This window comes from Methanolobus sp. ZRKC3, assembly GCF_045291275.1.
In the GTDB taxonomy this organism is placed as follows: Archaea; Halobacteriota; Methanosarcinia; order Methanosarcinales; family Methanosarcinaceae; genus Methanolobus.
Map to the genome: position 1 here is coordinate 2,263,872 of NZ_CP146982.1, position 17,634 is coordinate 2,281,505.

Consider the following 17,634-nt stretch of genomic DNA (forward strand, 5'->3'; position numbering starts at 1 on the left):
TATAATTTTTCCGCAAAAAAGATTTGGAATTAAGCTTTTAGTTAAACATCGAAGCCATACTTTCCTATCATGGGCACGAATATAACTCCTCCCCATTCTTCCTTGGTGACAGTGCCATCAGCCTTCTTTTTGATAGCAAAGAGCTGCTGGTATGAATCACCTTCGGGAATCACCATCAATCCTCCGGATCTTAGCTGGTCAACCAGAGGTTGCGGGGTATCAGGGGCAGATGCAGTCACACATATCCTGTCAAATGGTGCCTCCTGGGGATATCCGAGGGAACCGTCATCCAGGATTATCTTCACGTTATTATATCCTGCATTCATGAGATTGTTCTGTGCAAAATCAGCCAGCGCTTCTATCCTTTCTATTGAATAGACCATCCCTGTGTTTCCCACAAGACGTGACATCACTGCTGCGTTATATCCTGATCCTGCACCGATCTCAAGTACTTTTTGTCCTTCCTTAAGGTCAAGCAGGTCACACATGATCGCAACCATATGTGGTGCAGATATGGTCTGTGAGTGGCCTATGGGCAAAGGACTATCCACATAAGCTTGATTACGCCTGTTCTCAGGCACAAAAAGGTGCCTTGGGACCTCTCTCATTGCTGAGAGTACTCTTTCGCTGATCCCATGCCTTTTGAGTGACTCAATTAGTAGCGCTCGTTCCTCTTCATACTCCACGCTGTTTTCCCCTCCCCCCATCCTCTTACCTTCACTTCTTCCGCAAAGACCCTCTTGATGAATTTTGCTTCAATAACTGTCCCCTTTCTTGAAACCATGCTTCCATCTCTGATCTTTATCTTGGTGATACGGTACTTTGTCCCCTCCAATGTATCGGTTTCACCAACTGTGAACTCGTATCCGCCAGGAACTCTCTTTTCCAGTGGTCTGGTACTTTTTCCCTGATGTATGGCTACCTTGACAACAACTTCGTCAATAGCTCTTCCCCATATAGTATCAATATCGGTTGCATTTGCGACTTCAGGTCTTCTGTCCCCTGCTTCTATGGAGCTCACGAGTATCGGGTACACATCGTCTGATTTCCCGTCATCGATTATCAGTTCATCATTGATTCTCACAATATCTTCGGAGGTCATGCGGTTCATACAGGTAAAAGACTCATCTCTCTTGCTGATAATAACCTTGACATTAACTACCTTTGGCCTTTCGATGGTCGTGGGGTGCACACTGCCACATTCCTGGCACTCGACCACAGGATTCTGGCCGGACTTCAAAACATCATGCATCACCTCTATTTTAGGTGAGCATGAAGGACATACTACTTCTACTTCATCATTCATGATCTTAATCATCTACCCATTGTCTGGAGCAGGTATATACTTAACTATAATTTGAAATGTTCCATTTTTTCATCTGTTCTGTATTGTGCTCTGGATATCTCATTTGACTTCCTTATTTTCAGTACATGGATAACCTGTGTTAATGTTCGACCCTTGTACCAGAATAATTATTATGCTTAATGGTAGAAATTATATTGTTCACTTTGTATTTCCAGAACGATTACAAATGTGGGAGGATATTGTATGAAAGCAAAATTAGCGAAAAGACTAGTGATAACGGCATTGGTTATCAGTATCATCTTTCTGTCAGGATGTACCGAGGCACCATCCATAGACGAGGACATAGATGCTGAGGGGATCATAGATGATGTGAGTGAGGAAATAATGGGCGATTCAGAAGAAGATGACGAATCCGAACCACTGATAGACCCCGAGGATTTTGTAGGGGTAATTGACAATCCATATTTCCCACTGGCAGTAGGTACTACTTTCATCTATGAAGGTGTGTCTGATGGGGAGGATGTCAGGGTCGAACTGTATGTCACCGACCAGACAAAGGAGATAATGGGTGTGACAACAACAGTTATCCGCGAACGTGAATGGGAAGACGGAGAACTCGTTGAGGACACATTCGACTGGTATGCACAGGATGAGGACGGCAATGTCTGGTACTTTGGTGAGGACACCAAGGAATATGAGGACGGTGAGGTAGTAAGCACTGCAGGCTCCTGGGAGGGCGGCGTGGATGGTGCAGAGCCCGGAATCCTTGTGAAAGGAGATCCTCAAGTAGGGGATATCTATCAACAGGAATACTATGAGGGTGAAGCTGAGGACATGGCAGAGGTGCTCAGCCTGACTGAATCTGTAACTGTGGGATACGGTTCCTTTGACAACTGTCTGCAGACAAGGGAATGGACCCCTCTTGAGCCAGCCGCTGAGGAGAACAAGTACTATGCCATGGATGTCGGCCTGTTACTCGAGGTAGCCACAAAGGGTGGGGAATCCCGGGTAGAGCTTATAGACATAACAACTGAATGAGAGAAGACCTCTGGTCTTCTTTTTCCTATATGCTGGATAATGGATATTGATCTGTTTTAGAGGTGATCCTTTCACATGGAAATGGACAATTTGATCGTGTTGCTCTCGAGCATACTGGCGTTATTTCTCTTTTCTATCTCTCTTCTTGCTTATATTAGGGAGAGGCGAAAAAAACTGATATTGGTCACTGCAGCCTTTTTCGCCTATTTCCTCATGGGATTCCTTGATTCGGCAGAGTCTTTATTTCCTGTAATGGGGGAAAGGGTTGAGATAATGGGCAGTGTGCTCAATTTTGTCGTACTGTTGCTGTTCTTTTTTGCAATGCTGATAAGAGAGTAGGTACTAAATGGAATTCGAACTGGATACCCGAAAAAGGATATTCGAAGCAATACAGGAATTCCCTGGAATTCACCTGCGAGAACTTGAGCGAAAGCTCGGCATAGCAGTGGGTAATCTGCAGTATCACCTTCATTACATGGAAGAACATAATATCATTTCTTCTTTAAGGGAAGAGCAACATGTACGTTATTTTGTTCGGGACCGTATTCTGGACGAATCTGATAAGAACATACTTTCACTTTTAAGAAGAAAGGCATGCAGGCACATTCTGGTACACCTTATGAAGATGCCGGGCATGAACAACAAAGAGCTTGCATCAGCCATCGGACTTTCTCCGTCTACCATTAGCTGGCATCTGAATAAGCTGATAGCTGCTGGTATTCTGGAAAAGAAGAAATGTGGCAGGACCAGTAAATACGAAATCACAGACCCGTCGAAGGTCGCAGGGTTGATGATAAGCTACAAGGGTAGTTTTCTTGATCGTTTACTGGACAATTTCATCGAAGTGTGGGAAATGGATGCTAAAAAGAAATGAATCTGCCTTATTAAAGGTCTATTTCTCACTGGCAGCATGTGCTGCAATGAATTCACGCAACAGCTTGGTACCAAGCAATGCACTTATGCCGTTATCATATTCAGGTGCAATTTCCACAACATCAAAACCAATTGACATTGGTGCGAGGATTCGTATAACTTCCCGTACATCGATATCTGTCAGTCCGAAGGGTTCCGGTGTCCCTAGGCCGGGAGCATAAGATGGGTCCAGTGCATCCATATCCAGGGAGAGGTATATTTGAGTGCAATCAAGGTATTCCAGAGTTTCTGCAATAACTTCCCGGATGCCTATCTCGCGTACATCATCGGATGTGAAGTACTTGACTTTGTTCTCTTTTGCAAATACCCATTCTTCCTTTGGTCCGCTTCTAACCCCTATGGTTACGTAATTGTCCGTAACCTCTTCGAGGATATGCCTTGACACGCACGCATGATTGTTCCTGATGCCGCCGTACTCCTCACGCAGGTCAAAGTGGGCATCCAGTACAACAACCCCGAAGTCATCACCTGCTTTTTCAGCGCATGCTTTTACACAGGGCAGGGTGAGTGAATGTTCTCCTCCCATCATGATCGGTATCTTCCCATCGTTAACTATGGGTTTTACCGCAAAGGAAAGATCTTCAAGGGTCTGGTCTACAGAAGAATAGGGCTCGAGATTTCCTGCATCATGAATTAGCAGGTCCTCAAAATCCACGTCAAAATATTGATTATATGTCTCAAAATTCTCTGAAGCCTTTCGCATGGCATCAGGTGCCCAACGGCTCCCTGAGCGATACGATGATGTTCCATCAAAAGGAACTCCGAAGATAATGTATCTGGCAGATTCGTAATCTGCCAGGGCATCCATCATTTCAGGCTTGTAGAACATAATTTAAGAAAATTAGGAAATGAGATAGGATTATCTCAGATCGAACTTCATCTTACCCATTGCGGTAAGGTAGCTGACTTCTTCTCCTTCCAGGACCCTGTCCTTGTATTGGTCAGGAATGGCGAGCTCAAGTGTTGAAAAGTCTCCCATATCCATGAGCTGGGCAACATTTCCTGAAATGGAAAGTACCTGTGCATTCTTTCTCTCTACGATAGGGACGTATATCTTATCAGAAACAGGACTTACGATTGATCTCTTCTGGTTGTCGAAAAGACCGATAACATCGATTCTTGCTTTTGCTGAACCGTGTTTACCTGGCTTTGATTTTGATATGCTTTTGATTGAACATGGTTCATCATCAACAATGACGTATTTTCCCTCTTTAAGTTCTTTAACTTCGACTTGTACTTTCATTTATAAGTCTCCAAATTGGATGGATTAAATAATTACAATAAATTTGATTATCGTGAGTTATAACTCACATTTTTATATATGAATTTACCTCTTATTTTCCCAATAAGCGGCGAATAATATATAGCTGGCAGTATCACATAAAACTATTTAAATCAAATCGTATGTATATTCGCTTTCACAGGTCATTCTTAATTTATTTCGAGTCCTAGTTCCTGCAATTTTTTGTCAGTGGGATTCCCGTTATTGTCCCATCCTCTGAAATGGTAATAATCCAGCATACTCTTTTCGAATTCAGTTCTTTCCAATCCATCTTCAGCGAAGAACCGCTCGGGTAGCATATCTTCTTCCTTTGAGAATCCGGCTTTGATATTGAAGGCCCTTTCAAGGTTGTAGATGCGTTCGCCACAGCGCAGCAGTTCTTCAGAGGAGTAATTCACTCCAGTGACCGCAGTTATAAGTGCTGCAAGTTCGACTTCTCCGATTGCAAGGGATATGAATGGACAGAGTATAAGAGAATCTATCAGTGCAGCAAGATTCTGGAAATGCTGTACCAGGGCAGCCTTGCCTGCAAAACTCTGCCTGTTAAGGAGTACGGGTTTCCCGATAAGCTCAGGGCCAGCCATGAAGGCACTCAAATGACAGGCTCCGCGATTCGAGGTGGCATATGCAAGTGCCATTCCTAACATTTCCCGTGGGTCGTAGCCTGGTATATCAAGCCCCTTGACAGTCATGCTACTGGATTCTGCCTGCTTTGAGCAAAGGTATGCTTTTGTTCCCCTGGACAGTTCACTATTACCTTCGGCAATATCCTTGAGCAATTTCTGAGGGTCGATACTTTCCATGTCTGGTGAATTCACCTCCATGTATGCGGCAATTGCAGCACCGCATGATATGGGGTCCATACCATAGTCCTGACATATATCGTTCAGGCTGGTAACAAGGTCAAGGTCATCATTGACTATATTGGGCCCGAATGCCCATATTGCATCATATTCCGGAACGGCTTTTCCGTCCATAAATGCTCTTTTACACCCAATGGAGCATGCCTGGCATGGGGTCTGTTGCACATCATAGTTCTTTTTGATAGATTCTCCGGAAAGCCTGTCTGCAGCATCAAAGTTCCTTTTTCTGAAATTGTTGCCTGGAAGTATTCCCATGTGGCTGAGCAGGTTCACAAATACTGGAGTGCCGTATTCTGCAAGTCCTTTCGAGGCAGGAGGATTTGCCACAAGCATTTTGTTAATTTTATCAACTGTCCTGTCAAAAGCTTCGCTATCGGCTATCTCTATTTTATTCGTACCTTTTACCACAAGCGCCTTGAGGTTCTTCGAGCCGGCAACGGCTCCATGCCCTCCTCTTCCGCTGGAGTAGATATGGTCGTTGATCATGCTGGCCATGGGTATCATCTTCTCCCCGGCTCTGCCGATACACAGGACATTTCCCTTTGCCTCAAGCAGGGTTGTGGTCTCTGCGCTGTTCTTTCCCCAGAGGTAGTCAGCAGGGAGTATTTCCACCTCTTCATCGTATATCTGGATGATCACGGGCTCTTCTGCTTTTCCGGTGATTATCAGGGAATCAAATCCCGCAAGCTTAAGTTCAGCCCCGAAGAATCCTCCTACATTGGTATCAAATATCGTTCCTGTCAGGGGTGATATTGTGCTGATACCGAAATGTCCGGACATGGGTGCAGAACTTCCTGTAAGCGGTCCTGTTGAGAATATCAGTATGTTTTCGGGGCTCAATGGGTCGACTGTGGGATCTGCAAGTTTGCTAAGCCACCTGGCTCCCATACCACGTCCGCCTATGAATGAATCCACCTCACTTTTTTCTGTCTTCAGTTCCGTGACCGAGTTGTTGCCAAGGTCTACTATTACCGTCCTTCCTGTCCATCCAAACATATTTTTCCCCAGAACACTTCTCGAAATGATTGACTATATTCTCTATTTATTTACAGAATTTATTATTTAGATGAAGTTGCACCTTCCATCTCCAGCATCTTCTTTTTCAACTCAACCTTTTCTCCGCAGCTCTCTCCGCAAAACCCCCCGATTCCCGATGCTGACACTACACGGTGACATGGTATCACTATTGGGTACGGGTTCTTTGCAAGTGCACCCCCTACAGCCCGGGATGCTCCTTCTTTTCCTATTCTACAGGCAAGTTCGGAGTATGTGCTAGTTTCTCCATATGGTATCTTCCTGACTTCATTGAGCACTTTCTGCTGAAACTCCGTAAGGCTGGAAAGGTCTGGTTCGAAGTAGGAGAGGTCCACCTTCTCTCCACTGAAATATCGCAGTATGTCCTGATAGATAGTTTTCTTGTTCATTTCTTTTTCTCATCGAAGAGCTCTTTTTCCAGTTCTTCCCTTCTTTTTTTGGAGCTCATCCACCCGGCTCCTCTGTATAATATGAGGGCTGATGCAAGTGCTACGCCCAGTATCAGGAACGGCCGCGTAGCCTGGAGTAACAGGGGATTGACATTGTCCCTCTGTTCATAACTTGGGAACATGATGTCTTTTTTATCGTTGCTATGCGCAAGCCCCAGTGCATGTCCAAGTTCATGCCTGGCAAGGTCACGCATTGTGGTGTCACTGTACTGTCTCCAGGCGTATCCCTGGAAATTACCAACCTCTAGGACTATTTCCACCCGCTCATACCTGTTATTACGTTCGTAAGGTCGTGCAAAACCTGCAACCCCGTCCTGTACTCTGGTGTCAGCTTCAAGGTTTTCCACCCACATGATGAGGATGTCTGCGTTATCCTCATCCACTAACTTGAACTCAGGTATGTATTCCAGCTTGTCATTCCCGCCACTGCTCCAGTACTCGAGTGCTTTTTCCACCTGTATCCTGTAAGTGGGGCTGTAATGCTCCGGAACATTCTCATCATCAATATATACGGTGATGGTTTTGTTCTCCCACGGCATGGGGTTGAGTTTTGGATATACGCTCTCCCCTGATGCGAAAAAGAATATCAATAATATCGCAAATGCTATTGCCCAGTTTCTCTTGATCTTCAGCATACTGTTCTAATAGAGTTTACATTGTTTTCTACATATAACTTGTGAGTTCCCAGTAAAATTTCCTATCTAAACGTAAAGATAAATATGTATGAATGCCAAAATGATTCCTTATGGGAAAAGGTGTTGCTGTGGTATTCGATAGTGCTGGAACACTGATGCGGATGTATCGTGTTGCAAAGGAGCATGATACGGGTTCCATTATTGAGGATGTGCAAACCACTCTGCTGGTATCTCAGGCGCCTGGCAGAGCACTGGTGGTCATTCGTTCCTGGTTTGAACAGATCAACAATTGCGATTCAAAAATGCTGCTTCGTGATTTCATAGAGCATTATGGTATCTCTCTTGGCATAAGCTGTGCCAGCAGTCCATTTGAGGTAGAGGAGATCTATTCCATAGTGCAAAAAAGCGATGTAAGAGTGAATGATATTCTTGAGGTAGTTTCCACTGTAAGATGTCACTGCCCTGATATTTCCTTTGTTGCCGCAGGTATTATTGTCGATTCTCAAAAAACGCCTGTTCCTTATGTATTGAGTACGGGAGGCAGGATGTATTCCAATACACCAAGAACCATTGACAGTATCAGGGAAATGGGTGCAGATGTCTATATAGCCTCAGGTGATGACTATCCCGGTCTTGAGCTGATCGCATCTTCTGTGGGCATACCAATGAGCTATGTGTATGGAGTTGCCACGACCCGTGATAAAGAAAGGATAATTCGGGAGCTTAAACAAAGTTACGATTCCGTTGTCATGGTAGGTGATGGTATGAATGATATCCTTGCTTTAAGGGCGGCTGATGTTGGGATAATGACTGTGCAGCAGGGGGATGAAAGACCTTCGGTTCTGCGTGATGCGGCAGACGTGATTATAGATGACATTTTTGATGTGGTGAACATTGTCGCAGGAATTTAGGGTTGGCTAAAAAACAAGATTCGCAATCAATAGGCATTTTTTAAAGTTAACACTGCGAAATTTTATGCGAAATGTTTATGTACTGAGTTCTATAATCCAACTATATCTATTTAAAAAAATCATTGCTATGTTGTCAGCAGTCAAGGGCAGAGTTCTGAGCACTCAGTTTTGTACGCACCACACAAAACCATTAAGTAATTTGGGTTGGGTGTATATAGACTACGAAGTTCAGGAACTCTCATACTAATAGTGGAGGAATCTAAATGGCAGTATTCATCGAGGTCAAAGACCTTACACTTGAATTTGACGGTGTAAAAGTCTTGAAGAACATAAACCTGACTATCAACGAAGGAGAGGTCCTGGGTATCTTAGGAAAGAGCGGCTCAGGAAAGACGGTATTGATGCACGTTCTACGTGGTGTTGAAGAGTATGAGAGCATAAGCGGACAGGTTATTTATCACATTTCACGCTGTGAGAAATGTGGCCAGGTCCAGCCTCCAAGCAAAGCAGGGCAGGAATGCTCTGATTGTGATGGGGAGATTCTTCAGCCTCTTGATGTGGACTTTGCAAGTATCGCTCTGCATGATGCTAAAAGAAGAGATATCACCAGGCGCATTGCCATCATGCTTCAGCGCACTTTCGCTCTTTACGGTGACGACCCTGTGATCACGAATGTAGTTAATTCTCTCACAGAGATCGGTATGAATAACGAGCTTGCTGTAGAACGGGCAGTGGAACTAATTGAACAGGTGGAACTTTCCCATCGCATGATGCATATAGCCCGTGATCTCAGTGGTGGTGAGAAGCAGAGGGTTGTACTTGCCCGTCAGCTTGTCAGGAATCCAATGCTGCTTATTGCTGATGAGCCAACAGGTACTCTTGATCCAAGGACTGCAGATGTGGTTCACGAGGTTATTGCAAAGGCTGTTAAAGATTACAGCATGACAATGATCATTACTTCCCACTGGTCTGAGGTAATAGAGGACCTTGCAGACAAAGCCATCATTCTGGAAGATGGTGCAATAGTCAGTGAGGGTTCTCCCTCGGAAATGGCCGAGAAATTCATGCAGCGTGTCTGCACAATTGAGAAAAAATGCGATGTTGTTGTAGGCGAGCCTCTTATCAAGGTGGAGAACCTTGTCAAAAAATACATCTCAGTAAGCAGGGGTGTGATCTATGCGGTCAATGATGTCTCATTTGATGTAATGGAAGGAGAGATATTCGGACTCGCAGGTACCAGCGGTGCCGGTAAGACCACGACATCGGAAGTCCTTATGGGAATCGTACAGCCAACCAGCGGCGAGGTTCAGGTAAGGGTCGGCGAAGAATGGGTCGATATGAAGAAGCCGGGTCCTGAATGCAGGGGACGTGCTGTAAAATACATGGGTATCCTTCATCAGGAGTATGGCCTGTACAATCACAGGACAATCATTGATAATCTGACTGAATCCATAGGTATAGATCTTCCTTATGAACTGGCAGTCAGAAAGGCTGTCAAAACTCTGGTTTCAACCGGGTTTGCCGAAGAAAAAGCAAAATCTATATTATCAAAGATGTCAGATGAGATTAGTGAAGGTGAAAGGCATAGGGTAGCTCTGGCACAGATATTGATGAAAGAACCTAATATCGTCATTATGGATGAGCCCACAGGTACCATGGACCCTATCACTAAAAAGGAAGTTACAAAATCAATCCTTGAAGCACGTGAAAAGATGGGTGACACTTTCGTTATAGTTTCACATGACATGGATTTCCTCGAAGAGATATGCGATCGTGTGGCTCTCATGAGATTTGGTAAGGTTGTGGCTGTCGGTGAGCCCGAAACTGTTCTTTCCCAGCTTACAGAAAAAGAACGTATGGAAGCGGCTGCAGAGCCGTGATATTTTCGTTATAGTATAGGAGGCGTTTGACACGGGTGCTGAAATAACGGTAGAGATTAATGGACATGAGTTAAAGTTGCCAGAAGGGTCAAGCCTCGAGGACGCGATCAGGGTGTCAGACGCCCCACATAAAAAAGGAACAGCCATTGGAATACTCATTGAAGAAGAGGGTGAGAAAGAACAGGATTCTGCAGAGTACATTGTCAAGACCTCAAAAGGTGAGTTCAGGATAGAACTCCATGAGGATCCCTCCTCTTCCAGAAAAAGATGGCTTTCCCATTTTGAAGATTACAAGGATATTCCTGTGCGCTGGACAAGCAGGGATGCAGTAGCTTTTGGTCCATTTGGGTCGGATATGGTTCAGCAACGTGGTTCCATGGACTTTAAAAGGTTCGAGATCATGTTCGCAGCCGGTGGGGGAGATTCGGCAAAAACGCATCTGATCTTCACAAAGAACAGGCATAGCTCAGAGTACGGTGCACCCGGGGAAGGTACTTTTGCAAGGATCATAAGCGGGAAGCATGTCCTTTTGGATCTTGATAAGAGTGACAGGATACTTGGTATTGAGCCTGTGGTCGAGTGGGAGGAGATTGGTGAACGTATCTGTACTACGGACCTTTCCACAAAGTTGAAAGATGGCTCCAAAGTTTTCACTTATATTAATATAGAGGTGGATCCTGCAGCTCCTGAGGGGGCAGAGCATCTGTTTGCCGTTACACGTGACGGTACTTTTAATGTTGATTTTGTTTCAAGTTCATTTATTTCCGATCACAGGTTCCAGGGAGAACTTGTGCGATATGAGAATTTCGAGTCACGGTCCAAAGGTGCTGTTTTTGTAAGGACCGTTGGCTATGGTGCAGGTAAATTGTTCATCTCCACCGATGACCGTAATTCCACTATCATGCACTCGGTTATCGGGCATGTCGTACAGGGTATAGAACTTGTGAAAATGGCTGAAAGCGGCCAGAAATTAATGGTCCGTTCCGTTCCTGACCCGGTCATGCTCCTTGGAATGAGCAATGTCGAGGCTGAGGCAAAAATGACTGCCATTGGCGTTCAGTTTGTAAGGGATGGATATACCGGGGATGATGCTTACATCATCAAACAGACTCCAGAGACAACCATCGAGATCTTAGGTGCTGCTAAGGTTAGTGTCACAGGTGTGGATCCAGATCTCCTTGTAGACATTGAACTTTATGATGATCTTTCTCCTAAGACGCTTGATTTCTTCAGACATGCCACAGACCTGCAATACAAACCTGTAGGCTCGTTGCCTGTTCTAATGACCTACGAGAACACCTATATCTTCAAAGCTGAAAAAGAAGCTGAAAAGTATAAGGAGATATTCCCTGAGAACTCGCCGGAGAAAAAGGTTCTCGCCGGAGAGATCGGTGTTACGAACCAGGCTGCCAAGAGGGCAGGAATGGTGGGCATAAAGACTTCTGACGATGATATGTTCGGACCGACCGGTGAGAGGCTCGCCAACACTAATATCATTGGACGAATAATTGATATCAATAAACTGGAAAAATTCAAGGATGGAGATATCATGTATATAATTGAGCGCAGCAGGGAGGATGAATAATGCCGGACAATGAAGATGATGTTATCACCAAACTCGTTGTCCTGGGTTCAGACAGTGTCCTGCCAATTGATGCTGCCTTGAAGATATATGAATCCGAAACAGGTATAGTTATCAAGGAAACCTGTTTTGGTACAATGGTCACAGGTCCCAGAAGTGCTGTCAACAAAGTCGTGAAAGAGGTTGTCGCACTCGATAAGAATCATATTTTCGTAAAGGAAAGAGGTTTTCCGCCGGGAGATGACAGACGCTGCCGTGCAAGCCGGGGAGGTGGCGCACGCCCTGGTTATTATTTTATGCAGGAGGAGGCTGGGATGCTTCCTATAATTGGAAAAGCTCTTGATAATTACGATAAGAACGTCTCTCTCAAAGAAGTTAAGCATAAGAAGAAAATGGACGTCGATCAACTGAAGGACATAATTGAATCCACCTTATGAGGCATTACAATGGCAAAAGTTATCATTTACCCCACAAACAGCCTGATACTTTCTGATCTGGTTGAAAGATTCGGGCATAATCCCCTTGCAATGATGGAAAAGATCAAGGAAAAGGTCACAACTGTCAGTGTTGATTCACCTCCCTTGAACATCACGGCGGAGGAGCCGAAAAACGGTTTAAAATACGCAGCTATAGAGGTTCCTGCAGGGGTCAGGGGTCGAATGGCTCTAATAGGTCCCATGATCGATGAGGCAGATGCCGGTATCATTGTAAGTGAATCTCCGCTGGCTTTCGGTTGCATGGGCTGTGCCCGTACCAACGAACTGACCAAGTTCCTGATACGGGATACTGGTATTCCTCTGCTTGAGCTGGAATTCCCGAAATCAGAGGATGAGGGGCAGGAGTTCGTGTACAAGATCGCAGAGTTTCTGAAATCATTGTCCGAAGGGGAGACTGAAGCATGAAGGAAGAATCAGTTGTAAAGGTTGCATTGGTCTCATGTGGTTCGGAATATGCAGGTGTTCACGGGGAACTGGAATCAGTTGCCAGCAGCGTGAATGCCAAGCTAGTATTCCCTGAAGTTGATATTAATATCCTTGATACCATAGGGAAGGATTTTGGTATCGAGGCTGCAAGCCCGGACCTGCGTCTCATGATGGCGCGTGCAAGGTCTGTGGTCGAGGGTATCACAAACGTTGATGGTGTTTTCATCACATCATGTTTCAGGTGTGCAGAAGCAGCTATTGTCAGGAACGAGGTCAGACGTTACATTCACAAGCATTCGGATATTCCTGTTATCAGCTATTCTTTCACAGAGCGTACAACAGCCGCTACGTTGCTGACCCGTATGGAGGCACTTACAACCATAGCAAGGCGCAGGCATCTGCTTGCAAGGGAACATCAGAGTGGCCTGACAGCAGGAATTGACTCGGGTTCCACCACCACAAAAGCCGTGGTTATGAGGGACGACAAGATCATAGGTTCAGGCTGGGTACCCACTATCAAGGTTATTGACAGTGCAACAGAAGCCTACAATAAGGCTCTTGAAGAGGCCGGTGTCAAGGTTGAGGACATTCAGGCAATTGGGACCACTGGCTATGGACGTTTCCTTGTCGGTGAGCACTTCGATGCACAGCTTGTGCAGGAAGAGATAACTGTGAATTCCAAGGGTGCGGTCTATCTTGCCAATGCACAAAAAGGCTCTGCAACTGTCATTGATATTGGTGGTATGGATAACAAGGCCATATCGGTCGAGGATGGGATTCCGGGTATGTTCACCATGGGTGGTATCTGCGCAGGAGCATCCGGACGTTTTCTTGATATGACTTCCAAGAGGCTTGGTGTTGATATCACAGAACTCGGTGCGCTTGCTGTTAAGGGTATGCAGGACAAGGTTGACATGAACAGCTACTGTATTGTTTTCGGTATCCAATCACTGGTAAACTCCCTTGCCAAGGGTTCAACCCCTGAAGATGTTGCAGCTGCAGCATGCCACAGTGTTGTGGAGCAGATATATGAGCAGCAATTACAGGAAGTGGATGTGAAAGAACCTCTCATCCTTGTAGGTGGCTCATCCCTTATTGAGGGTGTGCCAAAGGCACTCAGTGAACTGCTCAGCATAGAGGTAATTGTACCTCCTAACTCTCATCTGATAGGTGCAGTGGGAAGTGCTCTGCTTGCATCGGGATATCTGGAGGAGTAGTTCTCATGGAAGCTCTTGAGACATTCGTCGTAGAATCTCCAATTCTTTCAGAAGCCCAGACTTACAAAAGCATAGTTTCCGATGTGATCTCTGAGCTTGTCCTCGGAGGTGCTATCGGTAGGATAAAGGTTATTGTTACGCCTGAGGATTCCCTCTTTCAGATGGCAATAGTATTAAGGGCGTCACAGCCTCTGGTGAAAATGTCGGATATTGCGGATGTGGATTCAGGTTCTTCTCTGAAGAAGGAAGTCGCGATTTCCATAAATGAGGAGAAATATCTTCCTGAACTTCTTGAAAAACTATGGGCAAGGTACGGACGCGGAAATATCCGGCAACCTGAGAGAAAAACCCTTATAATCAAGACTGATGCCGCCACGGAAGAGGCAATTTCCCTTAAAGAGATGGTAATAGCTGATCCAAAGCGTACTCTGCAGTCAAGACTTGTGGAGATGGCCATCAGAGCGACTCCTGAGGGATTCAGGGTTCGTTATCATTCCATGGCCGAGCACTCTTTTGTCTTTGTAGCAAGTGAGGATACGTTAAAACCTGAATGGATCTCTGAAGCGCATAAGATCCTTGATGAATTGCAGGAGGAGAAATAATGGCTGCAGTGCTTGAACCCTATATTTATGAAGGCGGAATTCACAAGCATACTCTCATCACAGAACTTCTTGAAGACCTCGGAGGTTACCTTATACAGAAGGTGCCTGCAGCAACAGAGGTCACACTTATCATGCTTATTCCAAAGGATGATGTTCATCTTATTGAGGAACTTGGCAAGAAACTGCTTGGGGGGCTCACAAAGGCACCGCTAACAAGTACCGAAATAGCTGTTGTGTCCCCTACCCTCGCATCCCATCATCTGCCTCATTCAGCATGTGATGTTGCCGAGCACCTGCGCAGGGATGGTGCTAATACGAATATGATAGGTCTTGCCAGAGGTATGGGGAGAAGGGTTTCCCTGTCTGCTGATTACGAGAGGAAGCTTATCAATGAACATGATGTGGCGGTATTCTCATTTGGTACATTCAGGGATTGTATCATTAATAAGAAACCCAAACTTTTCGAGGGCATTGAAATACCTATCATTGTTACCGGTGGGCCTGAGCTTGAGACTGAGGAGGTGCCAGGTGCGGATGTATATGTGGGCAATGTAGGAAGGGTGGCTCACCGTCTGCGCAAATCCAACGAAATAAGTGCACTGGATGTAATGAACGAGAAGGTTGGTGAGGTAATTGAGAATATGCGCAGGGATCTTTCCAAGGACCAGCTTGCAGTTCTCCCGCCAAGGGTCATGAAGGAGATACACGAGCAGATCCCTGAAATATGGGATATACTTACTCCAGCTCCCATAACCCTTCAACTGGATGGTTTGAGAGTAAAACTACCATATGATGATTTCCATGAACGGATCGGGAACCTTGAATTCGATGAAGGCCTGAAACTCTCGGAAATCGCAAGTATCACTCCGTCTAAAATGAAAAATTATATATTGATAAAGATTAAACGTGAGTCAGAGGTTGGATTTGCTGTATAATACGTAGTTAGCTATAATATTTCCAGGGTGTATTTATGGAATTTGAAAAAATGAGGGAAATCCTTGATAAGGAACCGGATGAGGCTGTGGATGATCTCATGGAGATCGTAAAAGAACGGTATGGAGAAGTTCCTTATATTGTAAATTTCATGAAAGATATGCCTGAGCTGTTCGTTTCCCGGATGATATATGAGAATACCATCATGCGTGAGTTCAGGAATATGGATCCCAAGACCGTTGAACTCATAGGCATAGCCGTAGCATCAGCATTGCGCTGTGAGCACTGTCTGAAGGCCCACATAAGAGTTGGGCAGAGGATCGGTGTTTCAAAGGAAGAAATGTTCGATGCCATCCTCATAGCATCTACCATATCCAATGCAGCAGTGCTTGCAGAAGGTACACGTTCTCTTGATTCTGAATTAAATGGCATTGTTGAGGGTATGTCTTGCAGTGGTGATGATAATTGCACCATCTGCAACATAAACCCAGATATCCCCGAATAGAGTTAATTCTTTTTTTTTTTGATTAATTTAGTAGAAAGGTGTCCCTGCTATGAGGACAGCTACTACATATCCAAGGATCACTCCGCTGTTCAGGAAAGGCAGGCCTGCCTGTGGCTTTCCTTTCATGACCAGTACGCTAAGTGCAAAGAACCCTACGAGAGTACCTATCATTGCTCCAAGTGCAGGATAGGTGATGAATCCGCCTATCAGTTCCAGGTCATACTTTTGCACCAGGAATACGTTTGCTGATATAACCAGTATTGTTGGCATAATGGCATCTCCCAGGCCCATGAAGAATGCTTCCTTCTCCTTGTCCTCATCCTTGTTGAAGGAGTCTTCTATGAACGAGTATCTCAGGTGTTTGGGTATTACAAAAAGTATTGGTAAGCGCAGGTCCATGACTCCTTCTGCAAGATCGATCATGTGTTTTGTCTTATAAACAGAGATCGCGTCATATACTGCCAGCAGTGCCAGAAGCAGGATGACTGGCAGTATCGAGAGTGATATGCCAAAGATAGCACTGGCTCCTGCGCCTATGATAAGCCCGATGGTGTCGATGACGTACCATTCAGGGAACTTATAGAGCAGGATCGTAAGTGCTGCTGCAACTATGCCTGATATTGCATTGTTTGTAGTTATCGAGATATCTGCAAGTGATAGCAATGCATAGAACACGTAGTACATGGTGGAGCCTACAGCAAGTAATATGGTAAGCTGTATGATCCATTGCATGTTCTTCTTAATAGCCAGCAAAAGCAGACCGGTAAATACCAGAATGACTATGATATAAAATACGCTGTTAGCCGCAGAGTCGGGGTCTTCGAATGCTCTCATATCGTTAGCATTCATTGGCGCCGCCATAAGCAGAGCTGCAATCTGTACCAATACAATAATGCCCGCCATTACGATCATGGGCATATACTCTTTCAAACTTGAATTTTCCGTACTCACTGCCACCCCTCGTGGATATATAGTATTTATATAAAGTATGCAAATATATTAGATGTTAATCCTGTATTTAACAGTATTCCAGTTCTCAATAAAATAAAGTTAAATAATATAAATAGCAAAAAAGCTACATAAATAATGAGGGAACAAGAATGGAAATCAGAGACGTGATATTCTCAATTGTAATGGTAGTATCTTCTTTTGTACTAACATATGAATGGCTTGGAAGATTCAAATCCAGTCCTGCTAATGCCTTGATAATCCTTTCTGCCATGGTTATGGTCGGTGCCCTGGCTGCTATGATCCTTTCTTTGGATATGCGTCTTAGGAAAATGGACAGCATGCTTGATGCAAAGGAACGCTCTTTGAGGATAAGTGTTCAGAGCGTTGAATCCAATCTTGATGGAAGGATCAATGAGGTTCTTACAAGGGTTGACGATGTTGCAGATTCAATTGACAGAACCCGTTACAGATGAGGTTTTTCTGACTTCATTCTGTTTTTAAGGGCATATCTCATGTCCGAAAACCATATTAATATGATAATACCTACTAGAACAATCAATACTTTTCATTCTAATAATTGAGGTGCGTA

The 17,634-nt window shown here is 44.7% G+C and carries 21 protein-coding genes; 13 read left to right on the forward strand and 8 right to left on the reverse strand.

Going from position 1 to position 17,634, the window contains the following annotated elements; translation table 11 throughout:
• Positions 1-41: 41 nt before the first annotated feature.
• A complete protein-coding gene (locus V7O66_RS11470) occupies positions 42-707 on the reverse strand; it encodes a protein-L-isoaspartate O-methyltransferase (protein ID WP_406660451.1) in 666 nt (221 codons plus the stop codon).
• On the reverse strand, positions 656-1,306 hold the full coding sequence (locus V7O66_RS11475) for an HVO_0476 family zinc finger protein (RefSeq protein WP_406660452.1): 651 nt from the start codon (positions 1,304-1,306) through the stop codon (positions 656-658). The genes V7O66_RS11470 and V7O66_RS11475 overlap by 52 nt, the downstream gene beginning before the upstream one ends.
• A gap of 243 nt (positions 1,307-1,549) precedes the next feature.
• Between V7O66_RS11475 and V7O66_RS11480 the strand changes: the two genes are divergently transcribed.
• From V7O66_RS11480 to V7O66_RS11490, 3 genes are all read left to right on the forward strand, one after another.
• Positions 1,550-2,344 carry a hypothetical protein gene (locus tag V7O66_RS11480; RefSeq protein WP_406660453.1) on the forward strand — a complete coding sequence of 265 codons (795 nt, stop codon included), beginning with the start codon at positions 1,550-1,552 and terminating at the stop codon, positions 2,342-2,344.
• 75 nt (positions 2,345-2,419) lie between these two features.
• Positions 2,420-2,683, forward strand: coding sequence for a hypothetical protein (locus V7O66_RS11485; protein ID WP_406660454.1), 264 nt, complete (start codon positions 2,420-2,422; stop codon positions 2,681-2,683).
• Between the two features lie 7 nt (positions 2,684-2,690).
• Positions 2,691-3,218 (forward strand): winged helix-turn-helix transcriptional regulator, encoded by a 528-nt coding sequence (locus V7O66_RS11490; RefSeq protein WP_406660455.1) that lies wholly within the window; start codon positions 2,691-2,693, stop codon positions 3,216-3,218.
• 18 nt (positions 3,219-3,236) lie between these two features.
• Here the strand turns inward: V7O66_RS11490 and speB are convergent, their stop codons facing one another.
• The 5 genes from speB to V7O66_RS11515 all read right to left on the reverse strand — a co-directional run bounded on the left by speB (position 3,237) and on the right by V7O66_RS11515 (position 7,541).
• On the reverse strand, positions 3,237-4,106 hold the full coding sequence (speB, locus tag V7O66_RS11495; protein ID WP_406660456.1) for an agmatinase: 870 nt from the start codon (positions 4,104-4,106) through the stop codon (positions 3,237-3,239).
• A gap of 30 nt (positions 4,107-4,136) precedes the next feature.
• Positions 4,137-4,520 carry a translation initiation factor IF-5A gene (locus tag V7O66_RS11500; protein WP_406660457.1) on the reverse strand — a complete coding sequence of 128 codons (384 nt, stop codon included), beginning with the start codon at positions 4,518-4,520 and terminating at the stop codon, positions 4,137-4,139.
• A 188-nt stretch (positions 4,521-4,708) separates the two neighbouring features.
• Positions 4,709-6,418, reverse strand: coding sequence for an aldehyde ferredoxin oxidoreductase family protein (locus V7O66_RS11505; RefSeq protein ID WP_406660458.1), 1,710 nt, complete (start codon positions 6,416-6,418; stop codon positions 4,709-4,711).
• A 62-nt stretch (positions 6,419-6,480) separates the two neighbouring features.
• Positions 6,481-6,846, reverse strand: coding sequence for a methylated-DNA--[protein]-cysteine S-methyltransferase (locus tag V7O66_RS11510; RefSeq protein WP_406660459.1), 366 nt, complete (start codon positions 6,844-6,846; stop codon positions 6,481-6,483).
• A complete protein-coding gene (locus V7O66_RS11515) occupies positions 6,843-7,541 on the reverse strand; it encodes a matrixin family metalloprotease (protein WP_406660460.1) in 699 nt (232 codons plus the stop codon). The genes V7O66_RS11510 and V7O66_RS11515 overlap by 4 nt, the downstream gene beginning before the upstream one ends.
• A 110-nt stretch (positions 7,542-7,651) precedes the next feature.
• On the opposite strand from V7O66_RS11515, the gene V7O66_RS11520 reads away from it, so the two are divergent.
• From V7O66_RS11520 to V7O66_RS11560, 9 genes are all read left to right on the forward strand, one after another.
• Positions 7,652-8,452, forward strand: coding sequence for an HAD family hydrolase (locus V7O66_RS11520; protein WP_406660461.1), 801 nt, complete (start codon positions 7,652-7,654; stop codon positions 8,450-8,452).
• 263 nt (positions 8,453-8,715) lie between these two features.
• Entirely contained in the window at positions 8,716-10,332 is a 1,617-nt protein-coding gene (atwA, locus tag V7O66_RS11525) for a methyl coenzyme M reductase system, component A2 (protein WP_406660462.1), read from the forward strand.
• 55 nt (positions 10,333-10,387) lie between these two features.
• Positions 10,388-11,917: a methanogenesis marker 3 protein gene (locus V7O66_RS11530; protein WP_406662645.1), complete on the forward strand. Its 1,530-nt coding sequence runs from the start codon at positions 10,388-10,390 to the stop codon at positions 11,915-11,917.
• Positions 11,917-12,351 (forward strand): methanogenesis marker 6 protein, encoded by a 435-nt coding sequence (locus tag V7O66_RS11535; RefSeq protein WP_406660463.1) that lies wholly within the window; start codon positions 11,917-11,919, stop codon positions 12,349-12,351. The genes V7O66_RS11530 and V7O66_RS11535 overlap by 1 nt, the downstream gene beginning before the upstream one ends.
• Positions 12,352-12,360: 9 nt before the next feature.
• Positions 12,361-12,816 carry a methanogenesis marker 5 protein gene (locus V7O66_RS11540; RefSeq protein ID WP_406660464.1) on the forward strand — a complete coding sequence of 152 codons (456 nt, stop codon included), beginning with the start codon at positions 12,361-12,363 and terminating at the stop codon, positions 12,814-12,816.
• Positions 12,813-14,054, forward strand: a complete 1,242-nt coding sequence (locus V7O66_RS11545; protein ID WP_406660465.1) for a methanogenesis marker 15 protein — start codon at positions 12,813-12,815, stop codon at positions 14,052-14,054. Before V7O66_RS11540 ends, V7O66_RS11545 begins: the two co-directional genes overlap by 4 nt.
• A 5-nt stretch (positions 14,055-14,059) precedes the next feature.
• The gene (locus V7O66_RS11550) at positions 14,060-14,656 is read left to right on the forward strand and encodes a methanogenesis marker 17 protein (RefSeq protein ID WP_406660466.1); all 597 of its coding nucleotides are present in this window, start codon (positions 14,060-14,062) and stop codon (positions 14,654-14,656) included.
• Positions 14,656-15,591, forward strand: coding sequence for a methanogenesis marker 7 protein (locus tag V7O66_RS11555; RefSeq protein WP_406660467.1), 936 nt, complete (start codon positions 14,656-14,658; stop codon positions 15,589-15,591). Before V7O66_RS11550 ends, V7O66_RS11555 begins: the two co-directional genes overlap by 1 nt.
• Positions 15,592-15,626: 35 nt before the next feature.
• Positions 15,627-16,094: a carboxymuconolactone decarboxylase family protein gene (locus V7O66_RS11560; RefSeq protein ID WP_406660468.1), complete on the forward strand. Its 468-nt coding sequence runs from the start codon at positions 15,627-15,629 to the stop codon at positions 16,092-16,094.
• A 27-nt stretch (positions 16,095-16,121) separates the two neighbouring features.
• Here V7O66_RS11560 and V7O66_RS11565 read toward each other — a convergent pair whose 3' ends face one another.
• On the reverse strand, positions 16,122-17,045 hold the full coding sequence (locus V7O66_RS11565) for a presenilin family intramembrane aspartyl protease PSH (RefSeq protein WP_406660469.1): 924 nt from the start codon (positions 17,043-17,045) through the stop codon (positions 16,122-16,124).
• 149 nt (positions 17,046-17,194) lie between these two features.
• Here V7O66_RS11565 and V7O66_RS11570 point away from each other — a divergent pair, with 149 nt between their 5' ends.
• The gene (locus tag V7O66_RS11570) at positions 17,195-17,518 is read left to right on the forward strand and encodes a hypothetical protein (protein ID WP_406660470.1); all 324 of its coding nucleotides are present in this window, start codon (positions 17,195-17,197) and stop codon (positions 17,516-17,518) included.
• Positions 17,519-17,634 lie beyond the last annotated feature (116 nt).